General features: G+C 75.2%; 14 protein-coding genes. 6 read left to right on the top strand and 8 right to left on the bottom strand.

The window, feature by feature from the left end:
- Nucleotides 1-7: 7 nt before the first annotated feature.
- Nucleotides 8-349, bottom strand: a complete 342-nt coding sequence (locus tag IE239_RS24995; protein ID WP_190151622.1) for a DUF5713 family protein — start codon at nt 347-349, stop codon at nt 8-10.
- A gap of 87 nt (nt 350-436) precedes the next feature.
- Between IE239_RS24995 and IE239_RS25000 the strand changes: the two genes are divergently transcribed.
- Nucleotides 437-1,234, top strand: a complete 798-nt coding sequence (locus IE239_RS25000) for an N-formylglutamate amidohydrolase (protein ID WP_190151623.1) — start codon at nt 437-439, stop codon at nt 1,232-1,234.
- A 124-nt stretch (nt 1,235-1,358) separates the two neighbouring features.
- Here the strand turns inward: IE239_RS25000 and IE239_RS25005 are convergent, their stop codons facing one another.
- Genes IE239_RS25005 through IE239_RS25015 form a run of 3 tightly spaced genes read right to left on the bottom strand, consistent with a single transcriptional unit; the run spans nt 1,359 to nt 3,956 of the window.
- Complete coding sequence (locus tag IE239_RS25005; protein WP_190151624.1) at nt 1,359-1,874, bottom strand: hypothetical protein; 516 nt, start codon at nt 1,872-1,874, stop codon at nt 1,359-1,361.
- 5 nt (nt 1,875-1,879) lie between these two features.
- Nucleotides 1,880-2,518 (bottom strand): RNA polymerase sigma factor, encoded by a 639-nt coding sequence (locus IE239_RS25010; protein WP_190151625.1) that lies wholly within the window; start codon nt 2,516-2,518, stop codon nt 1,880-1,882.
- Nucleotides 2,519-2,525: 7 nt separating this feature from the next.
- Nucleotides 2,526-3,956, bottom strand: a complete 1,431-nt coding sequence (locus IE239_RS25015) for a S8/S53 family peptidase (RefSeq protein ID WP_190151626.1) — start codon at nt 3,954-3,956, stop codon at nt 2,526-2,528.
- Between the two features lie 288 nt (nt 3,957-4,244).
- Between IE239_RS25015 and IE239_RS25020 the strand changes: the two genes are divergently transcribed.
- A complete protein-coding gene (locus tag IE239_RS25020; RefSeq protein ID WP_190151707.1) occupies nt 4,245-6,824 on the top strand; it encodes a CHAT domain-containing protein in 2,580 nt (859 codons plus the stop codon).
- A gap of 13 nt (nt 6,825-6,837) precedes the next feature.
- Here the strand turns inward: IE239_RS25020 and IE239_RS42325 are convergent, their stop codons facing one another.
- The gene (locus tag IE239_RS42325) at nt 6,838-9,216 is read right to left on the bottom strand and encodes a helix-turn-helix transcriptional regulator (protein ID WP_229878295.1); all 2,379 of its coding nucleotides are present in this window, start codon (nt 9,214-9,216) and stop codon (nt 6,838-6,840) included.
- Nucleotides 9,217-9,312: 96 nt separating this feature from the next.
- Between IE239_RS42325 and absR1 the strand changes: the two genes are divergently transcribed.
- Entirely contained in the window at nt 9,313-10,398 is a 1,086-nt protein-coding gene (absR1, locus tag IE239_RS25030) for a beta-glucuronidase AbsR1 (protein WP_190151627.1), read from the top strand.
- A gap of 231 nt (nt 10,399-10,629) precedes the next feature.
- Here absR1 and IE239_RS25035 read toward each other — a convergent pair whose 3' ends face one another.
- Both IE239_RS25035 and IE239_RS25040 read right to left on the bottom strand, forming a co-directional pair.
- Nucleotides 10,630-11,559: a carbohydrate kinase family protein gene (locus tag IE239_RS25035; protein WP_190151628.1), complete on the bottom strand. Its 930-nt coding sequence runs from the start codon at nt 11,557-11,559 to the stop codon at nt 10,630-10,632.
- Nucleotides 11,556-12,269 (bottom strand): class II aldolase/adducin family protein, encoded by a 714-nt coding sequence (locus IE239_RS25040; protein ID WP_190151629.1) that lies wholly within the window; start codon nt 12,267-12,269, stop codon nt 11,556-11,558. The genes IE239_RS25035 and IE239_RS25040 overlap by 4 nt, the downstream gene beginning before the upstream one ends.
- 58 nt (nt 12,270-12,327) lie before the next feature.
- Here IE239_RS25040 and IE239_RS25045 point away from each other — a divergent pair, with 58 nt between their 5' ends.
- A complete protein-coding gene (locus IE239_RS25045) occupies nt 12,328-12,978 on the top strand; it encodes a TetR family transcriptional regulator (RefSeq protein WP_190151630.1) in 651 nt (216 codons plus the stop codon).
- A gap of 112 nt (nt 12,979-13,090) precedes the next feature.
- Nucleotides 13,091-13,447, top strand: a complete 357-nt coding sequence (locus IE239_RS25050; protein WP_190151631.1) for a hypothetical protein — start codon at nt 13,091-13,093, stop codon at nt 13,445-13,447.
- A gap of 253 nt (nt 13,448-13,700) precedes the next feature.
- Here the strand turns inward: IE239_RS25050 and IE239_RS25055 are convergent, their stop codons facing one another.
- A complete protein-coding gene (locus IE239_RS25055; RefSeq protein WP_190151632.1) occupies nt 13,701-14,897 on the bottom strand; it encodes a serine hydrolase domain-containing protein in 1,197 nt (398 codons plus the stop codon).
- A gap of 650 nt (nt 14,898-15,547) precedes the next feature.
- Here IE239_RS25055 and IE239_RS25060 point away from each other — a divergent pair.
- Nucleotides 15,548-22,681 carry a type I polyketide synthase gene (locus tag IE239_RS25060; protein ID WP_190151633.1) on the top strand — a complete coding sequence of 2,378 codons (7,134 nt, stop codon included), beginning with the start codon at nt 15,548-15,550 and terminating at the stop codon, nt 22,679-22,681.
- The last annotated feature ends 9 nt before the right edge of the window (nt 22,682-22,690 follow it).

The raw sequence follows: 22,690 nt of genomic DNA on the forward strand, positions 1-22,690 counted from the left end.
CGGAGGCTCACCAGTCCCGGGTGGCGATCAGCTCCTCCACGTCGACGCCGTCGAAGCCGTAGGCCCGGGCGACGAAGTGGACATCCCCGGCTATCTCCTCGCGGGCCACGGTCTCGATGTCGCTGCCGGCCTCCCAGAAGGCGTCCTGCAAGGCGTTGAACTCCTCGGTGGCGGCCTGGGTGAGGACGTACAGCGCGTCGAGGTCCCCGGGCCGCTCGGCCTCCACCCGCTCGCACAGGCGCAGCAGGATCTCCCTGCCCCGGTCCACCAGGTGATCCGGGTAATAGCCGTCCACGTACAGCGTCTTCAGGAACGCGTGTCCTGTCACCTGCTCGTTCGTCACCGCCATGCCGCTTCCCCGCCCTGTTCCCCGTCGTGCTGTGATGGCGTCTCCGATCATGCACCACACCACTGACAACGCCCCGGGAGCCGCCCGATGAACCCTGCCGCACCGTCCTTCGCGTTCCTGCCGGGCGCCGCCGGCTCACCCGTGATCCTCCATGTGCCGCACTCGGCGCGGGAGATACCGGCCGAGGTGCGGGCGGGCATCGTCTTGGACGACGAGGCGCTGGAGCGGGAGCTCGATCACATCACCGACTCGCACACGGCGCGGATCGCGCAGGAGGCCGCCCTGACGGCGCCGCTGACGCCCTGGCGGTTCGTGAACCGGCTGTCACGGCTGGTCGTCGACCCGGAGCGGTTCCCGGACGAACGGGAGGAGATGCGGGCGGTCGGGATGGGCGCCGTCTACACGCGGACCACGCACCGCGAGCCGCTGCGGCCGGACGACACCGACCCCGAGCCGCTGGTCGCCCGCTACTTCCGGCCGTACGCGCGGGCCATGACCGACGCCGTCGCCGACCGGCTGGCCGCTGTCGGCCGGGCCGTCGTCATCGACGTGCACTCCTACCCGGCCGAGCCGCTGCCCTACGAGCTGCACGGCGAGGGGCCGCGACCGCCGGTGTGCCTGGGCACCGACGCCTTCCACACCCCGCCGGAGCTGCTCGACGCCGCGCGTGAGGCGTTCGCGGAGCTGGGGGAGACCGGGCTCGACAGCCCGTTCGCCGGGGCCTACGTCCCCCTGGAGTACTACGGCCAGGATCCCAGGGTGAGCGCGCTGATGGTGGAGATCCGCCGGGACACGTACATGACCGAGCCCGGCGGCCCGGCCGGACCGGGCCTCCCCCGGCTCGCCGCGGCGCTGGCGGCCCTGGTGACGGCGGCCTCCGTCTGACCGGCGCCCCGCCCGCCCCCGCACGGACGCCCCCGCGGCGCCCGTGCGCACGTCCCGGCCCAAGGGACGGCGGCCCCCGACCGGGACCGGGCCGGCCCTCGCCCCGCCGGGCCGGTCCCTGCGCTCAGGCCCGCAGCCACTCCGTCACGACCACCTCGCCGCCCGTGCGCAGCCGCAGGGCGAACGGGCCGGTGGGCGGTGCGTCGCAGGAGAAACGGCCCATGTCGTCGGCGGTGAGCACGGCGGTCGCCCGGGGGCCGTGCAGCACCTCGATCGCCGCCGGCCGGGGCGGCAGCAGCTGCCCCAGCAGACCCTCCCCCGTCACCTCGACGTCGACCGTCAGCTCCCCGGAGTGGAAGGTCAGCATCCGCGGCACGTCCACCGCGCCGCGCACCGGGATGGCGTCGACGAGCGAGTCGAACGTCAGCTCGGCGATGCGCGCGTCCAGGTCGTGCAGCGCGTAGGCCTCGATGGCGAGGCGCCGCAGCTCGGCCGGGACCGGGTCCAGGACCGCGGTGGCCTCCCGGAGTTCCTCCTCCAGCCGGTCGTGGTCCAACTCCTCGTCCAGGAAAGGCGCTTCGCCGAAGACGTCGTCCTGCCCGTCGCCGTTCGCGCCGTTCGTCCGGCCGGTCTCGTCCATGTCGCTCACAGTGCTCCCCGTGCGTCGAGTCGGGCGCGCAGCCGGCGCAGGCATCGCTGGCGCATCGGTCCGATGCTGCCGACGGCGATGCCCAGGGCGGCCGACACCTCCTGATAGCTGGGCGGCGGCGAGGCGATCAGCACCCGCAGCAGTTGGCGGCAGCGCTCGCCGAGTTCCTCGAACTCCTGCCACAGGAAGCGGACGCGCTCACTCTGCGCGGCCGCCTCCTCCGAGTCCAGCACCGACTGCTCCGGCGTGCGGTCCTCGCTGGCCCGGTCGAGCAGCTGGGGATCGTCGGTCGGCGTCAGCCGCTTCAATCCCTTGATCACTTTCAGGCACTCGTTGCGCGCGGTGCTCGCGAGCCACGAGCCCGCCTTGTGCGGCTCACGGATCCGCCCCAGATGCTGGGCGAACCGGAACCAGACGGTCTGGTACACCTCGTGGCCGTCGGCGTCCGAGAGCCGGTGCGCGCGCACCACCGACCACACCAGCGGACTCAACCCGTCCACCAGAGCTTTCCAGGCCGCCGTGTCACCGTCGACGGCGGACCGGACGAGCGCGCCGACATCAGTACGGTCCACGGTCCCACCCCTCGTGTACGGCCTGTCATCGTACGCCGTGGCTGGGCTCGTCCCGGACCTCATGCGCGCCTCACGACGGACCGACCGGGACCGGTCGCCAGGTGGGCGGGAGCAGCGCCGGCACATGCGCTCCCCGCACCTCGGCGAAGTCCGCGTGGACGGCGAGCAGTTCGCGGGCGGCGGCTCGGGAATCACTGACCTGACGATCCGTCATGTGAGCGGCGACGAGCCCGGCCGCCACCGGAGTCGCGAAGGAGGTCCCGCTCCAGGACGCCAGCCCCTCGAACATCACCTGGTCCGGCTTGCCCGGCGGGTTCTGCTGCGCCTCGCTCAACACCCCGGTGTGGCGCGGCGACCGGCAGGTGCAGGAGTAGGCGAAGCCATAGCGGCAGGTCTCGAAGGTGGAGTGCTGATAGACGTACGGGACGGGGGCGTCGAAGCCGGTGAGTGCGCTGATCAGCCGCTCACCGGGGGCGTACACCTTCACCCAGGGGCCGTGGTTGCTGAAACAGGCGCCGAACTCGCCGTCGCCACGCAGCGCGCCCACCGACAGCACGGCGTCCGCGTGCTCCGGGGACGACGCGTAGGCGGCGGGCCAGAAGGGCGCGGCGCTGGCGTTGTTGCCGGCCGCCGCGACCAGCAGGGTGTCATGGACGCGGAGTTCCTCCATGAACGCGGCCACACCGAGCAGACCGTCCAGCCGGCCGTTGGAGGTGCCGGCGGAGAGGCTGATGATGTCGGGCCAGCCGTCCTCGACGGCGTCGAAGAGCCGCTCGCCGAACTCGGACTCCAGGATCGCGCCGGCGTCGTTGAGGGTGCCGCGCACGGTGACGTCGGTGTGCGGCGCGACGGCCGCGACGAGCCCCGCGATGAACGTGCCGTGGCCGACGTACTGCTGGAGGACGCCCTCGTCGTCGGTCTCCCTGACCTGGACGTCGCCCCGGGTGCGGGCCAGCAGCGGGTAGGAGCGGTAGTCGTGGGTCAGTCCGGTGTCGATGACGAGCACGCCGACACGGCCGTCGGGACCGTCGGGGCCGCCGGCGGGCTGCGCCGGGGCGGGGTTGGGCTGTTCGGTGCGTGCGACGGGCACCGGCTCGTCGCCGGGGCAGGCGTTGACGGCGATGGACACCACGTGGTTGCGGCTGACCAGTCGGCGGCCCGCGCGCCCCTCCGTCTCGCGCAGCGCGCGCAGGGCCCCCGCCACGGCGTGGTCGGCGCTCCGGCCGCCCTCCCCCGGGTCGCCGACGCGGATGCGGGTGATGCCCGAGCGGTTGGTGTGCGGTCCGGCGCGGCGCACATGGTCGGGCACCAGACCCTCGGTCGCGGTGAAGTGCGAGCGGACGGCGTCCTCGACGACCTGCGCCTCCTCGCCGTCGCGGGCGAGGACGACGCCCTTCTCGTAGATGAACTCGGCGGAGTCGTCCGGCCCCATCGCCAACGGGACGTCGGGCAGCGAACGTTGGATCTGGTCGAACTGCTCGTGGAATCGCTGTGGCGCCATGGCGTGTCCTCCCCCTGCGGCCGGTGGTCGTCAGCAGGACCCGCCGGCCGGCCGTCTGATACAGGTGGTGCGACGGCGGACGGGGGCGGTGCGGTTGCGTCGCACGCCCCTTCCCGCCCTCTTCCGCGCCTTCGCGCCCCTCCACGCTCCCTCGCATCGCCGAAACCGTTGACACGACGTCCAATTGTTACTGGTGGATACGGTGCCGAACCGGTGTGGCCCACCGGCCGGAGCACTACCATCCGTGGAGTGACCGCGGGAAACGACTCGGTTCTCGAACTGCTGCCGATGGTGTTCGCCGCCCCGAACGACGCGTTGTCGCGGGCGGAAGGAGTGCTCGACACCGATCCGACGCCGTTGCACGCCTCGGTCGCCCACCAGGTGATCGGCATCTGGCAGCGGGACTGGGGCGACATGCGTCTCGCCCTGGACCATCTGCGCCGAGCCCGGGATCTGGCGGCGCGCGCGGACTCGGCCGAGCGGGAGGCGGACGTCCTCGGCACGCTCGGGGTGGCGCTGGTGCACGCGGGCCGCACCCGGCAGGGGCTGGCGGCCTTCGAGCGGGGCGTCGAGCGCGGCTCGGGCCACACCCGCGCGCGGGTGCTGTACCGGCGGGCCTACTCCCAGTGGGTGCTCGGCCACCACCGCGAGGCGCTGGAGGACGTGCGGCGGGCGATCCCCGTGCTGCGTCAGGTGGACGACGTCATCTGGACGGCGCGCGCCCTCACCCTGCGTGCCACCGTGCATCTGGCCCTCGGGGCGGTGGACCGCGCGGAGGCCGACTTCACGGCGGCCGAGGCGCTGTGGGACACCACCGGCCAGGAACACGACAAGGCCGACGCGGTGGAGAGCCGGGGCCTGGCCGCGTTCCGTTCCGGGGACGTCCCGGCCGCGCTGCGGCTCCTCGACGAGGCGGAGGAGCGGTACGCGAAGCTCGGCACTCCCACCTTCATGCTCGACATCCGGCGCTGCGAGGTCCTGATGGCGGCCGGTCTGGCTCCCGAGGCGCTGGCCGAGGCGGACGCGGCCATCGCCGTCCTCGACGGCATCGGCGGGCAGTCCACCCGGAAGGCGGAGTTGATGCTGGCCGCCGCGAAGGCGGCACGGCTGGCGGGCGACCCCGGGACGGCGATCGCGCGCGCTGCCGTGGCCGAGCGGCTCTTCGCGGGGCAGCGGCGCACCTGGTGGGAGGCGCACGCGCGGCTCGTGCTGATCGAGGCGCGGGTCGCCACCGGCCGCGGCTCCGGCCGGCTGGTGGCGGACGCCGCGCGGCTCGCCGAGCGGCTGGCCGCCTTCCAGGCCCCGGCCGCGCCCGAGGCCTGGCTGCTGGCGGGCCGGATAGCGCTGGACCTGAACTGGAGCACGGACGCCGAACGCTGTCTGCAGATCGCGGCGCGCAGCCGGCGCAGCGGCCCGCCGCTGGCCCGGCTCACGGGCTGGGCGGCGCAGGCGTTGTGGGCGCGGGCGACGGGCTCGGACCGCGGGGTGCTGGAGGCCTGCCGGCGCGGACTCGACGTCCTCGACGCACACCGGATGACGCTGGGCGCCTCCGAACTGCGCGCCCGGGCCACCGCGCAGGGGGCCGAACTCGCCGCGCTGGCCCAGGAGGTGAGCCTTGAGCGGGGCGGGCCGCGACGGCTGCTGGTGTGGAGCGAACGCTGGCGGGCCACGGCGCTGTCCACGCCGCCGACCCGGCCGCCGACCGATCCCGCGCTGCTGAGCGGGCTGACGGCCTTCCGGGTGATCGCCGCCCGCGCGGAGGCCGCCCGCATGGAGGGGCGGCCGGTACCGGCCCTGGAGCGCGAACAGCGGCGGCTGGAGAGGGAGATCCGTTCCCGGACCCTCCACAGCCGTGGGGGTGCGGCCTGGGGCGGCGAACGGTTCGGCGGCGACCGGTTCGACGCGGGCCGGCTGCTGGAGCGGCTCGGCGGGGAGCGCCTCGTGGAACTGGCTGTGCCGGCCGGGCGGGTCCAGGTGCTGGTGTGCGGGGACGGGCGGGTGCGCCGGTTCGCGGGCGGACTGCTCGCCGACGCGGAGCGGGAGGCCGAGCACATCCAGGCAGGGCTCCGCCGGCTGGCCCATCCCGGCGCGGAGGGCCGGCTGCCGGTGGTGGAGGCGGCGGGACGGCGGCTGGAGGAGCTCCTGCTGGGCGAGGCTGCGGCACATCTGGGCTCCGGCCCGGTCGTGGTGGTGCCGCCCGCCAGGCTGCACCGGGTGCCGTGGGCGCTGCTGCCGTCGCTGCGCGAGCGGGTGCTCAGCGTGTCGCCGTCGGCGAGCGGCTGGCTGCGTGCGCGGGACACGGAGGCGCCGCCGGGCGGCCGCCAGGTCCTGGTGCGCGGGCCGGGGCTTGCCACCGGGGGCGCGGAGGTGCCGGAGGTGGCCGGCCGCTACGGCAGGCCTGTCGTGCTGGAGCAGGAGGAGGCCCGTGTCCCGCGTGTGCTGCGGGAGTTGGACGGGGCCGCGCTGGCGCACATCGCCGCGCACGGCGCGTTCCGGGCGGACAGCCCGATGTTCTCGTCGCTGCGTATGGCGGACGGTCCGCTGATCGTGCACGACTTCGAGCGGCTGGCCCGCAGCCCGTACCGGATCATTCTCTCCAGTTGCGACACGGCCCGGCTCGCCTCGGTCGGCGCGGACGAACTCCTCGGCCTGGTCACGGCGTTGCTGCCGCTGGGCACGGCGGGCGTGGTGGCCAGCAGTGCGCCCGTCAACGACGCCGCGGTGGTCCCGCTGATGCTGGCCCTGCACAAGGGGGTCAGCGCCGGCCTGTCCCTGGCGGAGGCGCTGCGCGACGCACGGGCGGCCCTCCCGGGGGACTCCGTGCACCAGGCGACGGGCTGGGCGTTCACGGCGTTCGGCGCGGCCTGAACAGGCTCCCCGCTCAAGCCGGTTGACCGATCCGCAGCTCGACCAGCCACGGGAGTGATCCGCGGTCTGCGGCGCCGAGGCGGGTATAGGCGGCGTAGAGGTGGTTGCCGACCGTGCGCACGGAGAGGGTGAGGCGTTCGGCGATCTGCCGGTTGCTGAGGCCTGCCGCGGCGAGGGTGACGATCTGCCGCTGGCGGGCGGTGAGTTCGCCCAGGGCCAGCCCCGCCAGCGCCGGGGTCCTGGCCCCCTGGCAGCGTCGGGCGAGAGCGGCGGCACGCGTACGGGCGGTGCGCGCCGCGCCCGCGTCCCGGTGGACCCGGGCGGACTGGGCGTACGCCTCGGCCGCGAAGAGGAGCAGCCCGCGCTCCGCCAGCTCGGCGGCGACCACGTCCAGAGCGGGCCCGTCGGCCCGCACGAGCGCTCGGGCGTGCCGGGCGAGCACCCCGTCGGCCGGGAGTGCCCGGGCGGCCCCCTCGGGCGCACCGAGCCGGACGGCGTCGTACACGGTGTAGGGGTCGTGCACGGCACACGTGTGAGCGGGGTGCCGGCCACGCCGGTCGGCGTCGGGCCCGGCGGTGCGAGGCGGCGCGCTGTCGCACCCCGGGTGCGAGAACCCGGAAGCGGCGACGGCCCGGGCGTCGGTAGCGGCGGCGGCCCGGGCGTCGGTAGCGGCGGCGGCCCGGGCGTCGGTAGCGGCGGCGGCCCGGGCGTCGGAGGCGACGGCCCGGGCGTCGGAGGCGACGGCCCTGGCGTCGGTCGGCGCGAGCGCCTTCCGGGCGCCGCCGAGGCGCGCCTGCCCCGGCCGCGAGTCGGCCACGGCCTGAGCGTCGCCGGACGCGAGGGCCGCGCTGTCCGGGCCGGCGTGCGAGAGCCCGGAAGCGGCGGCGGCATGGGCACCGGCCGATGCGAGCGCCCGCGAGACGCCGGCCGGACTCGCCTGCGCGGGCACGACAGCGGCGGCGGCCCGGGCGTCGGTCGGCGCGAACGCCTTCCGGGCGCTGTCCGGACGCGTCTGCCGGGGCACGGGCACGGCGCCGTCGAGTGCGTCGGCGTCGGGCGGCGGGAGGGTTTTCCGGGCGGTGTCGAGGTCCCCGCGGGCCGCGAGCGGCCAGGGGGCCGTGCCGGGGTGGGCGGCGAGCGGATCGATCAGTTCGCCCGTCTCGCCCGACTGGGCCAGCGCGAGGGCCAGTTCGATGCGGCAGGCGTGGTCGTGCGGGTCGTCGGCCATGCCCTCCCGTGCCCAGGCCGCCGCCTCGCGCAGTTCTCCCCGCAGCCGTGAGAACCGCGCGCGGACGGCGGCGTACCACGGCGGAACCGGTTCCCCCTCCGCGAGGAGCCACTCCCCGACGGGTGTGGGCGTCGCGCGCACGTCGATCCGGTCGATGCCGCGGGCCAGCCGGGCCGCCTCGGCGGCGAGCGCGGGGGCGGTGGGCGGCCGGCCGCCGGAGAGCCGCCTCGCGCGCAGCGGGCCGGCCGCGGCCCGCAGAACGGGACCGTGCAGGGGGTGGGCCAGCCGGACGCCGGTGTCGTCGACGACGTCGAGGAGGCCGTCGGCCTCCAGGCGTTCGAGGACCCGTGGGGCGAAGACCTCCACCGGCAGCGGCAGGGGTTCGGCGAAGGCGAGGCGGTCGAGGGCGTCCCGTTCGTCGGGGCAGGGGCGCGCGAGGACGGCCGCGGCGCGTTCCCGCAGGCCGGGGGTCAGCGGGACCCGGCCGCGCCACGTCAGAGCGTCGCCGTCCGCGTCGCCGTCCGTGTCCCGGCCCGGCCGGGGCCGCTCGCGCAGCGCGTCCAGCAGATCTCGCAGCAGGCGCAGGTCGCCCCGGCACAGACGGTGGAGCCGGTTGGCGGTGAGGGGCTCCACCGGGCCGCCGGCGCCGTGCACGAGGAGCTGGGCCGTCTCCTCCCGGGGCAGCGGCCGCAGGGCGAGGCGGGGCAGCAGTTCGCCGCTCCACAGCCGGGACACGGCCGCGGGCGCCGGCCCGTCCGCGACGAGGACCAGCAGCCGGGTGCGGCCCTGCACGGCCAGTTGGTGGACGAGGGCGGCGGAGGCGTCGTCCAGCAGGTGTGCGTCGTCGACCACCAACAGCCGTACGCCGCACAGGAGTCGGACGGCGCGGTGCAGGGTCGCGCCCTCGGGGAGCAGGTGGGCGAAGGCGGCGAAGGGCAGGTCGCGCACCCCGGCGGGGCCGGGGGCGCCGGTCACCCGGGCGAAGTCGGCGCCGCGCACCGCCTCCAGGGCGAGGCGGGTGCGGCCGCAGCCCGCCGGGCCGGTGACCACGATGCCGGGCCGGCCCGCCGTCAGGCAGTGGCGGACGAGTTCCCGTTCCTCCTCGCGGCCGGTGAACGGCCACGGCGGGCGCGGGGTCGCGGCCCGGCTCTCGATGCTCGTCACGTCTATGGGAGCCGGGGTACCCACGCCTGATACAGGGCGACTTGAGTAGCCCCCGACTCAGGCCGCCGGGTGGCTTCGCACGGCAACCTGGAGTCCATGACCGCCCGCTACTGCTCGCTCGCCCGGCAGTCGGCCCCCGCGTTCGCCGCGGGGCTGGCCCCCGAGCGGCTGGGCGCGCTGAGGGGCGGGCGGCGGATGTGGGTCAACGGCACCGTGCTGCACTACTGCTTCTTCGACCGCGAGGACGACGGGTCGGTCATCGCCCTGCCGGGGTCCGGGGCGGTCCGGTGGGTGTCGTGGGTCGGCGGCGAGGAGCAGCGGGAGGTCGTGCGGGACTGCTTCCGCGCGTGGCGGGAGCTGGGCATCGGGGTGACGTTCGCCGAGGTCGACGACCGTTCGGAGGCAGAGCTGCGCATCGGTTTCCAGGCGGGCGACGGCTCCTGGTCGGCGGTGGGCCGTGACGCGCTGTCGGCCGGACTCAACGAGCGCACCATGAACCTGGGCTGGGATCTGACCCCGCCCGGGGAACGGGCGATCGCCCTGCACGAGATCGGACACGCGCTCGGCATGCAGCACGAGCACCAGAGTCCGTTCGCGGGCCTCCACTTCGACGACGAGGCGGTGTACGCCGAGCTGTCGGGCCCGCCCCACCACTGGAGCCGCGACCGGATCCACTTCAACGTCCTGCGCAAGCTGGATCCGGCCGAGGCCAACGGCCCGGTGTGGGACGCGCAGTCGGTGATGGAGTATCCCTTCGCGGCGGGGCTGATCCTCGAACCGGAGCAGTTCCGCGCGGGTGTGCATCCGCCCGGGACCCTGTCGCCGTCCGACAAGGAGTTCGCGCTCGGCTGGTACCCACCGCGGGGGGCGCCTCGGCCGCCCGCGCTCGCACCGTTCCGTTCGGCGCCGCTGTCGCTCGGGCCGGGCGGACAGGCCGACTTCACCGTCGAGCCGCGCGAGACGCGGGAGTACACGTTCGGCGCCTTCGGCGCGAGCGACTCGGTGCTCGTGGTGTTCGAGGAGCGGGACGGCGAACCCCGTTTCCTCGCGGGGCAGGACGACGGGGGCGCCCCGTACAACGCCACGGTCAGGGCCCGGCTCGTCCGCGGCCGCCGCTACTTCGTCCGCGTACGCCAGTACTGCGGCTGGGGTTCGGGCGAGACCGCGGTCATGTGCTGGTGAGCGGCACGGCCGCCCGCAGACCATGGTCCCGCGCCGGGGGAAGCGCCGGGGCCGTCGCCTTCGAGGGAGGGCGACGGCCCCGGCCACACGGTCCGCCCCGGCCGGACAGGTCCGCGGCGGCCGGGCGGAACCCGCCGTGCCGGCGGGGTGCGCGATCAGGGCGTCAGCCCGGCTCAGGACGACGCACGTCGGCTCAGGACGACGGCCCCGCTCAGGACGGCGTACGTCGGCTCACTGACGGACCTCGCGGGTCGCGGCGAACTCGTCGGCGGCCGCGAGATCGAACTCGCCGTGGTCGCTGCCGAGCCCCTGCGCCACGAGCGCGGCGGCGGCGCTGCCGAGGACCGCGGCGTCGCCGGGCGTGCGGCCGAGGCTCACGCCCCGCAGATAGCCCGCCGAGAAGGCGTCGCCGCAGCCGGTGGTGTCGACGACGTCGACGGCGAACGCGGGCACCGGTTCCGCGCCGTCCGCGGTGACCACGAGCGCTCCGTCCCCGCCGCGGGTGACGGCGACGACGCCCGCGCCCGCGCGCAGGAGCCTGCGCGCCCCCGTCAGCAGGTCGCTCTCGCCGGTGAAGCCGAGGACCTGGTCCTCGTTGGGCAGCAGATGGTCGATGTGGGGAAGCGCCGCCTCGATCTGCTCGAAGCTGCCGAGGACGCCGGGGGCGAGCAGGTCCACGGAGGTGACGACACCGTGCTCCTTGGCGTACGACAGGATGCGGGCGGCGACGTCGACGCCGATCAACTCCGGCCCGCCGAGATGCAGATGGGTCGCTTCGGCGAGAGCCTCCCACGGGACGTCGTCGAGGCCGTAGGTGATGTTGGCGCCGAGCAGGTGCAGCGAGGGCCGGTCGCCGTTGGGCCGGATCGGCAGGACGCTCGCGGAGGTGGCGGTGTCGGTGCGCCGGACGAGGAACCCGGTGTCCACGCCCGCCTGTTCGAGCAGCCGCGTCAGCATGTCCCCGGTGGGGTCCGAGCCGACGGCTCCTGCGCTGTACACCTGGGCGCCCAGCTTGGCGAGGGTGAGGGCGGTGCCGCCGGCCGTCCCGGCGGCGGTCATCCGGATGTCCTCGACCAGCGCCGCGCCCTGGCCCTCGGGTATCTCCTGCACCGGGTGCACCAGTACGTCGAGTACGTGCACGCCCATCGTGAAGACCTTCAACGGCTCTCCCCCTTCGTCGGCTCTTGCTCCTGCGCGGGCGGTACGGGCGGTACGGGGTGGGTGGCGCCGTAACCGCGCGCCACGGCGGCCTCGATCACGGCGCTTCGCTGCTGTTCGTCGAGGACGCGGGGACGGCCCATGGCGGCCGCGTTCCGGTAGACACCGCAGGCCCATTCGAGGAGCAGCGCGTTCTCGACGGCTTCGTCGAGGGTCGCCCCGTGGGTGACGGCGCCGTGGTTGGCCATCAGGGCGGCGCTGCGGCCGTCGAGCGCGGCGAGCACCGACTCGGCCAGCTCGGGGGTGCCGAACGTGGCGTACGGGGCGACGCGCACCGTGCCGCCCAGAGCGAGCAACTGATAGTGGATACAAGGGAGTTCGTCGAGCACACAGGAGACGGCCGTGGCCATCGGGGCGTGCGTGTGGACGACCGCGCCGACGCCGCGGCGGCGGTGGACGCCGAGGTGCAGATCCAGTTCCGAGGTCGGCCGCAGACCACCGGCGACGACGTTCCCTTCGAGGTCGACCACGGTCACCTGGTCCGGGGTGAGCCGTGCGAGGACCGCTCCGGTCGCGGTGATCGCGACCCGGTCGTCGACGCGTACGCTCACGTTGCCGGCCGTGCCGATGAGGAGGCCTTCGGCCCCCAGACGCCGGCAGGCGGCCGCCACGGCGGTCCGCTCGTGACTCAGCGTCGAGCTTGAGGCGGTCATGGGCGCGAAGGTAGCGTAAACGTGAAACAAAGTCACGTTCAGGTTTGGAGGCAGTTCCTTGGTCCAGCGGACCGCGGGCCCCGACGGCGGCGCCCCCCTGCGCCGCACCCCCCGGCAGGCCCGCAGCAAGGCGCGTCTGGCCCTGCTGCTGCGGGCCGCCGAGCGCATCCTGGTCGAGGAGGGCGTGGAGGCGCTCACCACGACACGGGTCGCGGCCGAGGCGAAGGTGTCGGTCGGCTCCCTCTACCAGTACCTCCCCGACCGGGGCGCGATCATCGACGCCCTGGCCTCGGGGTACTTCGCCCGTCTCGAAGGCGTCCTGGACGACCTGACCCGGTCCGCGGCCGACGAGCGGTGGGACGATCCGGTGGGCGTCCTCGTCGACACCTGTGCCGGCGTCTACCGCGCGGAACACGGCTTCCGCGCCCTGTGGTTCGGCAGCGGGCTGACCGAGCGGACCCGGGCGGCGGACCGCGAGCACAAGCGCCGGATGGCCGACGGCGTCCGACGGATCCTGCTCGCCCTGGGCGTGGCCCGCGACGACGAGAGGCTGGCGAGGGCCTGCCATGCCGCGATCCTCGCCGCCGACGCACTCGCCCAGGAGGCCTTCCGCCGCACCCCGGAGGGCGACACGGACCTCCTCGACGAGGCCAAGGCGATGCTGCGCGGGTACTTCGCCGAGGTCGTCGCCCGCTACGAGCAGGGGTAGGCGGGGACGGCCGGGGGAGCGAAAGTCGCTGGCCGCCCCGCAGGCCCGGTGGATACGGTCGGGCTCCCGGGCGGACGGCATTCACGGCCGCCGCACCCGAAAGGCCGTCCCCGTGACCACGCAGCCCCGCCCCACGACCACCCTGTGGCGCCCCACCGGCCCGGTGGAGCTGGCGCTGGTGCGCGACCTCGCCTGGCGCGCCTGGCCGCCCCGCCTCCCCGAGCAGCCGATCTTCTACCCGGTGCTCGACGAGGACTACGCCGTCAAGATCGCCCGGGACTGGAACGTCAAACACGACGGCGCGGGCTACGTGACCCGGTTCGAAGTCGACTCCGTGTTTTTGCGCAGATACCCGGTCCAGCGGGCGGGTGGCCGGACGATCCTCGAACTGTGGGTGCCCGCAGAGGAGTTGGCGGAGTTCAACGCGCACATCGTGGGCGGGATCGAGGTCGTCCACGAGTTCCGGTGACCTCGCCGGGACGCTCGCTGCGGGCCGGAGATCCTCCAGGCCCGCCGCGAGCCGGCGTACGGCCTGCGGCCCCGCTGTCCGAGCGGGCAGGCAGGCCGGGGCCGCGCGCGGACATGGACTCGCCCGGACTCCGGCGGTCTGCCGCGCCCGGTCGCCGGCGGCACGGTGAGCGCCGTCACGGCCGACGCCCGGCGCGACCGGGTCCCGGCCGTCGCCCTGGACGGGGTGCGCGCCGGGCGCCGGGCGGCCGCGGTCAGCCCGCGAGCGGGTGCTCCGGGTCCAGCAGCTTCGCGATCCGCTCGGTGATCGTCTGCGCGTTGTTGCCGCCAGGCGCGTCCGGGCCGACCGTCGTGGACACCGCGATGGACAGCCGCTTGTGCGGCTCGTACGCCATCACGGCCGCGTAGCCGAAGAAGGACGGGTTCTGCAGCACCCAGCCGTTCTTGACGACGACGCCCACGCCGAAGTGGAAGTCCTTCGTCATGGGCAGGCACACCGACGCGGGGCAGTTCGCGGTGGGGTGGCCGAGACCGACCGTCCCCGGATCGAGCTGCGTGCGGAAGGAGCGCTTCGAGAGCAGTTCGCCCGAGCCGATGCCCTGGCCGGAACGGGCCAGGTCGCAGATGTCCTGGGTGATGACCGCCCCCGGTGCGGTGGTCCAGGAGGGGTTGAAGTAGGTGGACTCCTCGTAGGTGCCGCGCTCGTCGTCGTAGGCGTGGAGCACCGGCTGCGGGATCTCCGCGGTGTCGTTGCTGTGGGTGTTGCGCAGGCCCAGCGGGCGCAGGACGCGCTGCCGCAGGAGGTGCGCGAGCGGGGTCCGGGAGATCTTCTCCAGGACGCGGCCGAGCAGCACGAAGTTGGCGTGCGAGTAGCTCCAGTTGGTGCCCGGCTCGTACCAGAGCGGGTGGCTGAGGGAGATCCCGACGAGTTCCCGCGGGGTCCAGTGCTGCCACGGGTCCGCGTACAGCTTCTTCAGGAACACCGGGTCCGTGACGTAGTCGTGCAGGCCCGAGGTGGAGTCGCCGAGCATGCGCAGGGTGATCTCGTCGCCGTGCGGCAGGTCGGGCAGCCAGCGCGAGACCGGGGCGTCGAGGTCCGCCTTGTGCTCCTCGACGAGCTGGAGCAGCACGGTGCCCATGAAGGCGATGCCGACCGAGCCGGTCCGGAAGTGCATGGCGGGGGTCGCGGGCACGCCCGTCATGGATTCGCCGACGGCTCCCGTGACGAGCTCGCGCCCGTCGACCGTGACCTTGACGAGGGCGGCCTCGAGACCGAGCTCCTTCTCTGCGCGGCGGACGATGCCGAGGACCTTGCGCGCCCGGCCGTCGGGGCTGCGGGTGGCTGCGCAGGCCCGGTCGTGGTGGCCGGGACCTGCGGCCGCGACCGTCGTCTGGAGGGTCGAGGCGAGAAGAGCGGCGGCGCAGAGCAGCGCCGTACGGGTACGCGTCATACGCGCACTATGGGTTGAACGTCACAACGGTCCCGGCGTGACACTCGGACACCGGCGCCCCGGGGCCGGACAGAACCCGTACGGAGGAGTGCAGCCCCCCGCGCAGCGACCGCACGGTCAAGCCGGTCGACGACCTCCCGAGGACGGGCCCGACCGCGCAGTCAACGCAGTCTTGGCGGCCGTCCGGCCCCAGTCAAGACCCGTTCCGGTGGGTGAGCGGCGGGCACCCGGCCGAGCAGGGGCTCTTCCGGTCACTCCGGGGGCGACACACAGAATTTTCCCGGCCACCGGATCGACGCAGGGAACAGGCGCCCGTCCGGGGACATGCGGTCCAAAGGAGCGCATTTCTGTCGGCCCATCATGTTTCCGGAAGGTGAGTCCGAGGTGAACACCGCTGTGGGGAACCGGAATTGATCCGTTTTCCTCCCCCCTGGACCTTCACGCGCGTCTGACCGAATCGATGCGGCCGGTAACCGGCCGATCGTTCGAACGTTGACCAGTGAGTAACAAGGCCACTAGCTTTCAACGCGTTTCGAGCACGCGCTACAGAACGGCGTTCCGCGGTGGGCCTCTCCCCGCCGGAATCCGGTGAGCCGCCTTTGCTGTCCCGAACCCCCCACCGAGCAGTCTCACCCTTGATTCGGAGCATCATGACGTCCGCTGTGCGTTCCGAGGACATGATCATCGGCATCACTCCGTTCGGCGAGCCGGACGCCGGGCTCGCCCTGGCGGTCGGCCGGGCCGGCGGTCTCGGCGTGCTGGACCTCGGGCCCGGCGACCGAAGATCGCGCGAGGCCCTCTCCCGGCTGCGGCGCGCCTCTCCGGGCGGGTTCGGCGTCCGGGTCGACGCGCACTGCCGGCTCACCCCCGCCGATCTGGATCCGGACGGTCCCCACACCGTGGTCCTCGCCGTCGACGCGGCGACCGGAACAGCGGGCACAGCGGGCACAGCCTGGCCGATCGCCGAACTCGCGGGGCGCTTCCGGGTGCTGGTCGAGGTGACCGATCTGGCGGGCGCGCGGGAGGCGTCCCTCGCCGGCGCGCACGGCCTGATCGCTCGCGGCGCCGAATGCGGCGGCCGCGTCGGCGCGCTGAACTCCTTCGTCCTGCTCCAGCAGCTCCTGGCCGCGCCCGACGTGACGACGCCGGTGTGGGCGTGCGGCGGCATCGGCCCCCGGACGGCCGCCGCCGCGGTGGCGGGCGGCGCGGCGGGGGTCGTCCTGGACGGCCAGCTCGCGCTGCTCGTCGAGTCGGCGCTGCCCGAACCGGCCGCCGCGGCGCTGCGCACCCTCGACGGTTCGGAGACCGTCGTCCTGGCCGGTCACCGTGTCCTCCTGCGGCGGGGCCCGGACGCGCCGCAGCTCGCCGGGGACGCCGGGCCACAGGAGGTCGCGGCGATGCTCGGCGCACGGGACCCGCGCACCCAGTTGCTCCCGGTGGGCCAGGACGGCTTCCTCGCCGCCCGGTTCGCCGAGCGCTGGGGCGACGTACGGCGCACCGTGCGCGCGATGCGGGACGCGATGCGGGACGCCGTCCACGACGACTCGGCCCCCCGTGCGCTGCGGCCCGGTTCGCCGATGAGCCGGGCGCTCGGCACCCGGCTCCCCGTCGCTCAGGGGCCGATGACCAGGGTGAGCGACGACGCCGCGTTCGCCGCGGCGGTGGCGGCGGACGGGGCGCTGCCCTTCCTCGCCCTGGCCCTGGCGGACGGCGCGCGGACCCGGACGATGCTGGCCGAGACGCGGGACGCGGCGGCCGGCCGGCCCTGGGGTGTGGGCGTCCTCGGCTTCGCGCCGGAGGACGTGCGCGCGGCCCAGCTGGAGGCCGTACGGCAGATGCGGCCGACGCACGCGATCATCGCCGGCGGCCGGCCGTCCCAGGCGCGGGCGCTGGAGCAGGACGGCATCCGCACCTTTCTGCACGTGCCCTCCCCGGGGTTGCTGCGACAGTTCCTGGACGCCGGGGCACGCCGGTTCGTGTTCGAGGGCTCGGAGTGCGGCGGACATGTCGGACCGCGCGGCAGCTTCGCGCTCTGGGAAGCCCAACTCGGCGTGTTGGAAGACTACTTCGAGGGCCGCGCGGCCGACGACGTCGAGGTGTTCTTCGCCGGCGGAGTGCACGACGAACGGTCGGCGGCGATGGTCGCCGCGCTCGCCGCGCCGCTCACCGCGCGCGGAGCGGCCGTCGGTCTGCTGATGGGCACCGCGTACCTGTTCACCGACGAGGCCGTGTCCTGCGGGGCGATCCGGCCGCTGTTCCGGCGGCAGGTCATGGACGCCGAGGCCACCACGCTGCTGGAGTCGGCGCCGGGGCACGCGACGCGGTGCGTGCCCAGCCCGTTCGCCGCGGGATTCCGCGACCAGGAGGCCCGGCTGCGCGCCGAGGGCGTGCCCGACCGGCGGATCTGGGAGGAGCTGGAGCGGCTCAACGTCGGCCGGCTGCGCCTGGCCAGCAAGGGCGTGACCCGGGACACCGAGGGCGCGCTCGTCCCCGTCGACGAGCGCCGGCAGCTCGCCGAGGGGATGTTCATGGCGGGCGAGGTGGCCGTGCTGCGCTCGGCCACCACCACCCTCGCGGCCCTGCACGCGTCCGTGACCACGGGCGCCGTCGAGCATCTCGCCCGGCGGGCGGCGGAGACGGCCCCGGCCGGGCAGGCCGCGGAGCCGGTCGCGCCCGCTCCGCTCGACGTCGCCGTCGTCGGCATGGCGTGCATGTTCCCGCAGGCTCCCGACCTGCCCGCCTTCTGGGCGAACGTCGTCGGCGGCGTGGACGCGGTGGACGAGGTCCCGGCCGAGCGCTGGGACCCGGCCGTGCACCACGGCGAGTCCACTCCGTCCAAGTGGGGCGGGTTCCTCCCCCGCATCCCCTTCGACCCGCTGCGCTACGGCATCCCGCCGGCCTCCCTCGGCCAGGTCGAACCGGTGCAGCTGCTGTCCCTGGAGGCCGCGCGGCGCGCCCTGGAGGACGCCGGATACGGCGACGGAGGACGGGAGTTCGACCGCTCCCGCACCTCGGTGGTGTTCGGCGCGGAGGCGGGCAGCGACCTGTCGAACGCGGCCACGCTGCGTGCGGTGCTGCCCTCCTACTACGGCCGTGTCCCGGAGGGTCTGGACGGCCAGCTCCCGCGGCTCACCGAGGACTCCTTCCCCGGCATGCTCGCGAACGTCATCTCGGGCCGGATCGCCAACCGGCTGGACCTCGGCGGCGCCAACTACACCGTCGACGCCGCCTGCGCCTCGTCGCTGGCCGCGGTGGACGTCGCTTGCAAGGAACTGGTCGGCGGCACCTCCGACGTGGTCCTGTGCGGCGGCGCCGACCTGCACAACGGCATCAACGACTACGTCCTGTTCTCCTCGGTGCACGCCCTGTCCCCGACCGGCCGCTCCCGCGCCTTCGACGGCTCGGCGGACGGCATCGCGCTCGGCGAGGGCGTCGCCTGCGTCGTGCTGAAGCGGCTCGCGGACGCCGAGCGCGACGGCGACCGCGTCTACGGCGTCATCAAGGGCCTGGGCGCCTCCAGCGACGGCCGCTCCCTCGGGCTGACCGCGCCCAGGCCCGAGGGGCAGCGTTCGGCGCTGGAGCGCGCCTACCGCAACGCGGGCGTCTCCCCGGCCGACGTCGGGCTGGTCGAGGCGCACGGCACCGGGACGGTGGTCGGCGACCGCACCGAACTGAGCATTCTCAGCGAGGTGTTCGCCGAGGCGGGGGCCAGGCCGGGCGGCTGTGCGCTCGGTTCGGTGAAGTCGCAGATCGGGCACACCAAGTGCGCCGCAGGCCTCGCCGGGATGATCAAGACGCTGCTGGCCCTGCACACGGGCGTCCGGCCGCCCACCCTGCACGTCGAGACGCCCAACCCGGCCTGGGACGCGGACACCAGCCCCTTCGCCTTCCACGCCGAGGCCCGCCCCTGGGCGGTGCCCGCGCGGGAACGGATCGCCGGGGTCAGCGCGTTCGGCTTCGGCGGCACCAACTTCCATGTGGTGCTGGCCGCTTACGCGGACGGTGTGCCGCCGGTGCGGGGACTCGACGTCTGGCCGGCCGAGCTGTTCGTCTTCCGCGGACGGGACGAGGCGACGGCCCGCCGGGCGATGGAGGAACTGCTCAAGGCCGCCCGGGCGCCCGGCCGTCCATGGCGGCTCCGCGACCTCGCCCTGAGCGCGGCCCGGCGGTCGGACGCGAGCACCGACCCGGCCCGGGGCGCCATCGTGGCGACGGACGTGGACGACCTGGTGGAGAAACTGCTGCGGGCCACGGCCGATCCCGCCGACGCCGCCGGAGCCGCTCCGCTGCGCGGGCTCCACCGGCCCGGCCCCGGCGGCACGGAAGGCGTGGTCCGCACGGCCGGCACGAGCCGTGCGGACGACACGAGCCGTGCGGACGACACGGCTGACGCAGAGAGTGCAGGGAGTACGGCTGACGCAGGGAGCACGAGCGGCACCGGTCCTGCGGGCGGCACCGGTGACGCGGGCGACGCACGCGACGCCAAGGTCGCCTTCCTGTTCCCCGGTCAGGGCAGCCAGCGCACCGGCATGCTCGCGGACCTGTTCGTCGCCTTCCCGGAGCTGCGCCCCTACCTGGAGCTCGGCCGCTCGCATGCCGACGCCCTGTATCCGCCGGCCGCCTTTGACGACGCCGTGCGCGAGAGGCAGCGGGCCGCGCTGACCGACACCCGCGTGGCGCAGCCCGCCCTCGGCGTCGCGGGACTCGCCGCGCACGCCGTGCTCACCGCGGCCGGCGTGCAGCCGGACATGGCCGCCGGACACAGCTACGGCGAGCTGGTGGCCCTGTGCGCGGCGGGCGCGCTCACCCCCGAGACGCTGCTGGAACTCAGCGCGGAACGGGCGGCGGCGATCCTGCGGGCGGCGGAGGCCGCCGGGGCCGCCCGTGGTGACGAGGGCGACGGCGCGGACCTCGGGACCATGGCGGCGGTCTCGGCCGGCGCCGAAGAGGTGACGCGGGCGCTCCGGGACGCGGGCGCGCCGGACAGCGTCGTCATCGCCAACCGCAACTCCCCCGAACAGACGGTGATCTCCGGTCCCACGGACGCCGTCGCCGAGGCCGTCCGGCTGCTGCGCGCGGCGGGTCTGCGGGCCCAGCGCGTCCCGGTCGCCTGCGCCTTCCACAGCCCGCTGGTCGCCGGCGCCGCCGACCGGTTCGCCGAGGCGCTCGCCGCCCGCCCGGTGCACGCGCCCGAGTTCCCGGTGTGGTCCAACCGCACGGCCGACCCCTACCCCCCGGACGGCGACGCGGTGCGGGCCGGGCTCGCCGCGCAGATCGGCGCCCCGGTCGCCTTCGTGGAGCAGATCGAGGCCATGTACGCGGCCGGGGCGCGCGTCTTCGTCGAGGCCGGTCCGGGCTCCGTGCTGACCCGGCTGACGGGCCAGATCCTCGGCGACCGCCCGCACCGCACGGTGGCCTGCGAGCCCCGGCCCGGCAGCGGCCTGCGCGGCTGGCTCGAGGCGCTGGCGGAACTCGCCGTCGCGGGGCTGCCGGTGCGCGCCGGGTGGCTGCTGCGCGGCCGCGACGCGGTGGACGCGCTCCGCGCACCCGAGCCGAAGCGGCCCGGCTGGACCGTGGACGGCCAGCTGGTGCGCACCGCCGACGGCGCCTTCCTTCCCGGTGCGCTCGCACCGGCCCGACGTGTCGTGGACCCCACCGAGAGGACAGCGACGACTGTGACGACGAACCCCCCGCAGGGCGTCCCGTCCGACCGGGACGCGCTCATCTCCGAATTCCTGCGCACCAGCCGGGAGATGATCGCCGCCCAACGGGACGTCCTGCTCACCTACTTCGGCGCCGACCCGGGCGCGCGGCTCGCCTCCCCCCCGCCGCCCGCACCTCAGGTTCTGCAAGCCGTCCCGCAACTCCCTTCCGGGGCAACGGAGTCGGCCGGCCCGACCCGGACCGCGGACGCCGCGGCCGCCGTCGGGGGGCCCGACGCCATGGAGCCCGCCGCGGTGCCCTCGGGAGTGGTCGACGTCCAGCAGGTCGTCCTGGAGATCATCAGCGAGCGCACCGGCTACCCCGTCGACATGATCGAGCCCGACCTCGATCTGGAGGCGGATCTCAGCATCGACTCGATCAAGCGGGCCGAGATCGCGGGCGAACTGGCCCGCCGCCTGGGCGCGGGAGCGGACGCCGGCCTCGCCGGCCTGGACGACGACGCGCTGGAGGAGCTGGCGAAGGCGCGGACGGCCGCCGCGGTGACCGACTGGCTGACCGCCCGGCTGGACGGACCCGCCGAGCAGGCCGCCGCACCGACGCAACCGGCGGCGGCCCCGGACCCGGACCCCGGGCCGGACGCCGTCACCGGCGAGGCCCCCGGCCGGCGCCTGCTGCGCCCGGTCCTCCTCGACGAGCGGCCCGGCGCCCCCGCCGACCCGTCGGCCGTGTTCGCCGGCGCCCGCTGGATCGTCCTCGGCGACGCCCCCGAGACGGCCGCCCGCCTGGCCTCCCACGGCGCCGACGTCGACGTGCGCGCCCGTGATCACGTCCTGACGGAGGCGGACGGGCCGGTGGACGGCGTGCTGTGGCTCGGGGCCCTCGCGAACGGCGACGACTCCCCCGTGCTGCCCGACATGTTCCCCGTGCTGAAGGCCGCCCTGGCGCACGGCCCGCGCCGGCTGCTGGCCGTCCGCTCCGCCGACGGCGAGGCGCCCGACCCCCGCACGGCGGGCCTGCGCGGACTGTTCCGGACCGTGGCGCTCGAGTATCCGCAGACCGTGGCCCGGGTCGTCGAACTCGCCGACGTCTCGCCGTCCGCCGTCGCGGACGCCGTGGTCGCCGAGGCCATGGCGCCGGACCGGACGCCGGTCGTGCTGCGGACGGCGGCCGGGCGGCACGGGTTCGACCTGGTGGCGGCGCCGCTCGGCGCGCTCGGCGACACGGGGGCGGGACCGGCCGGGGAAGGCGCCGCGGAAGCGGCCGCGCTCGGCCTGGACCGGGACTCGGTGGTCCTGCTCGCGGGCGGGGCGCGCGGCATCACCGCGCAGTTCGCCGCCGCACTCGCCCGCGCCTCCCGCTGCCGTCTGGAACTGCTCGGCCGCACCCCCGCCCCGGACGGTCCGGAGGCCGCGGACACCGCGTCCGCCCGCACCCCGGCCGCGCTGCGGGCCGCGCTCGCCGCCCGCGGCGGTCTGCGGCCTGCCGAGATCAACCGCGCCGCCGAACTGCTGCTGGCCCAGCGGGAGATCGCGGCCACGATCGCCGAGCTGACCGCGCTGGGCAGCCGGGCCCGCTACCGTTCGGTCGATTTCCGCGAGCCGGAGGCGGTGCTGCAGGCGGTCAAGGAGATCCATGCCGAGCACGGCCGGCTCGACGGCGTGGTGCACGCGGCCGGCGTGATCGAGGACCGGCTCATCGCCGAGAAGAGCGCCGAGTCCTTCCGGCGGGTGTACGCCACGAAGGCGACCGGCGCCCACGCCCTGCTCACCGCGTTGGAGGAGCTGCCGACCGCACCCGCGTTCACCGTGCTGTTCGGTTCGGTCTCGGCCGTGGCGGGCAACCGCGGCCAGGTGGACTACGCAGCCGCCAACGACGCGCTGGAGTCCCTCGGCGCGGCCTTCGCCGCCCGTACGGGCCGCCGTGCGGTGACCGTGCACTGGGGCCCGTGGGCGCCCTCGGCCGAACACGCGGGCATGGTCGGGGCGGAGCTCGCCCGCGAGTACGCCCGGCGCGGCATCCGGCTGATCGACCCCGAGGAGGGGACGGCCGCGCTGCTGCGGGAGCTCGCCTGGGGCGAGGAGTCCGCCACCGCCGTCGTCTACACCGCCTCGGGCTGGTGACGGTCGCGG

It is taken from the genome of Streptomyces humidus, assembly GCF_014649655.1.
GTDB classification, from domain to species: Bacteria; Actinomycetota; Actinomycetes; order Streptomycetales; family Streptomycetaceae; genus Streptomyces; species Streptomyces humidus.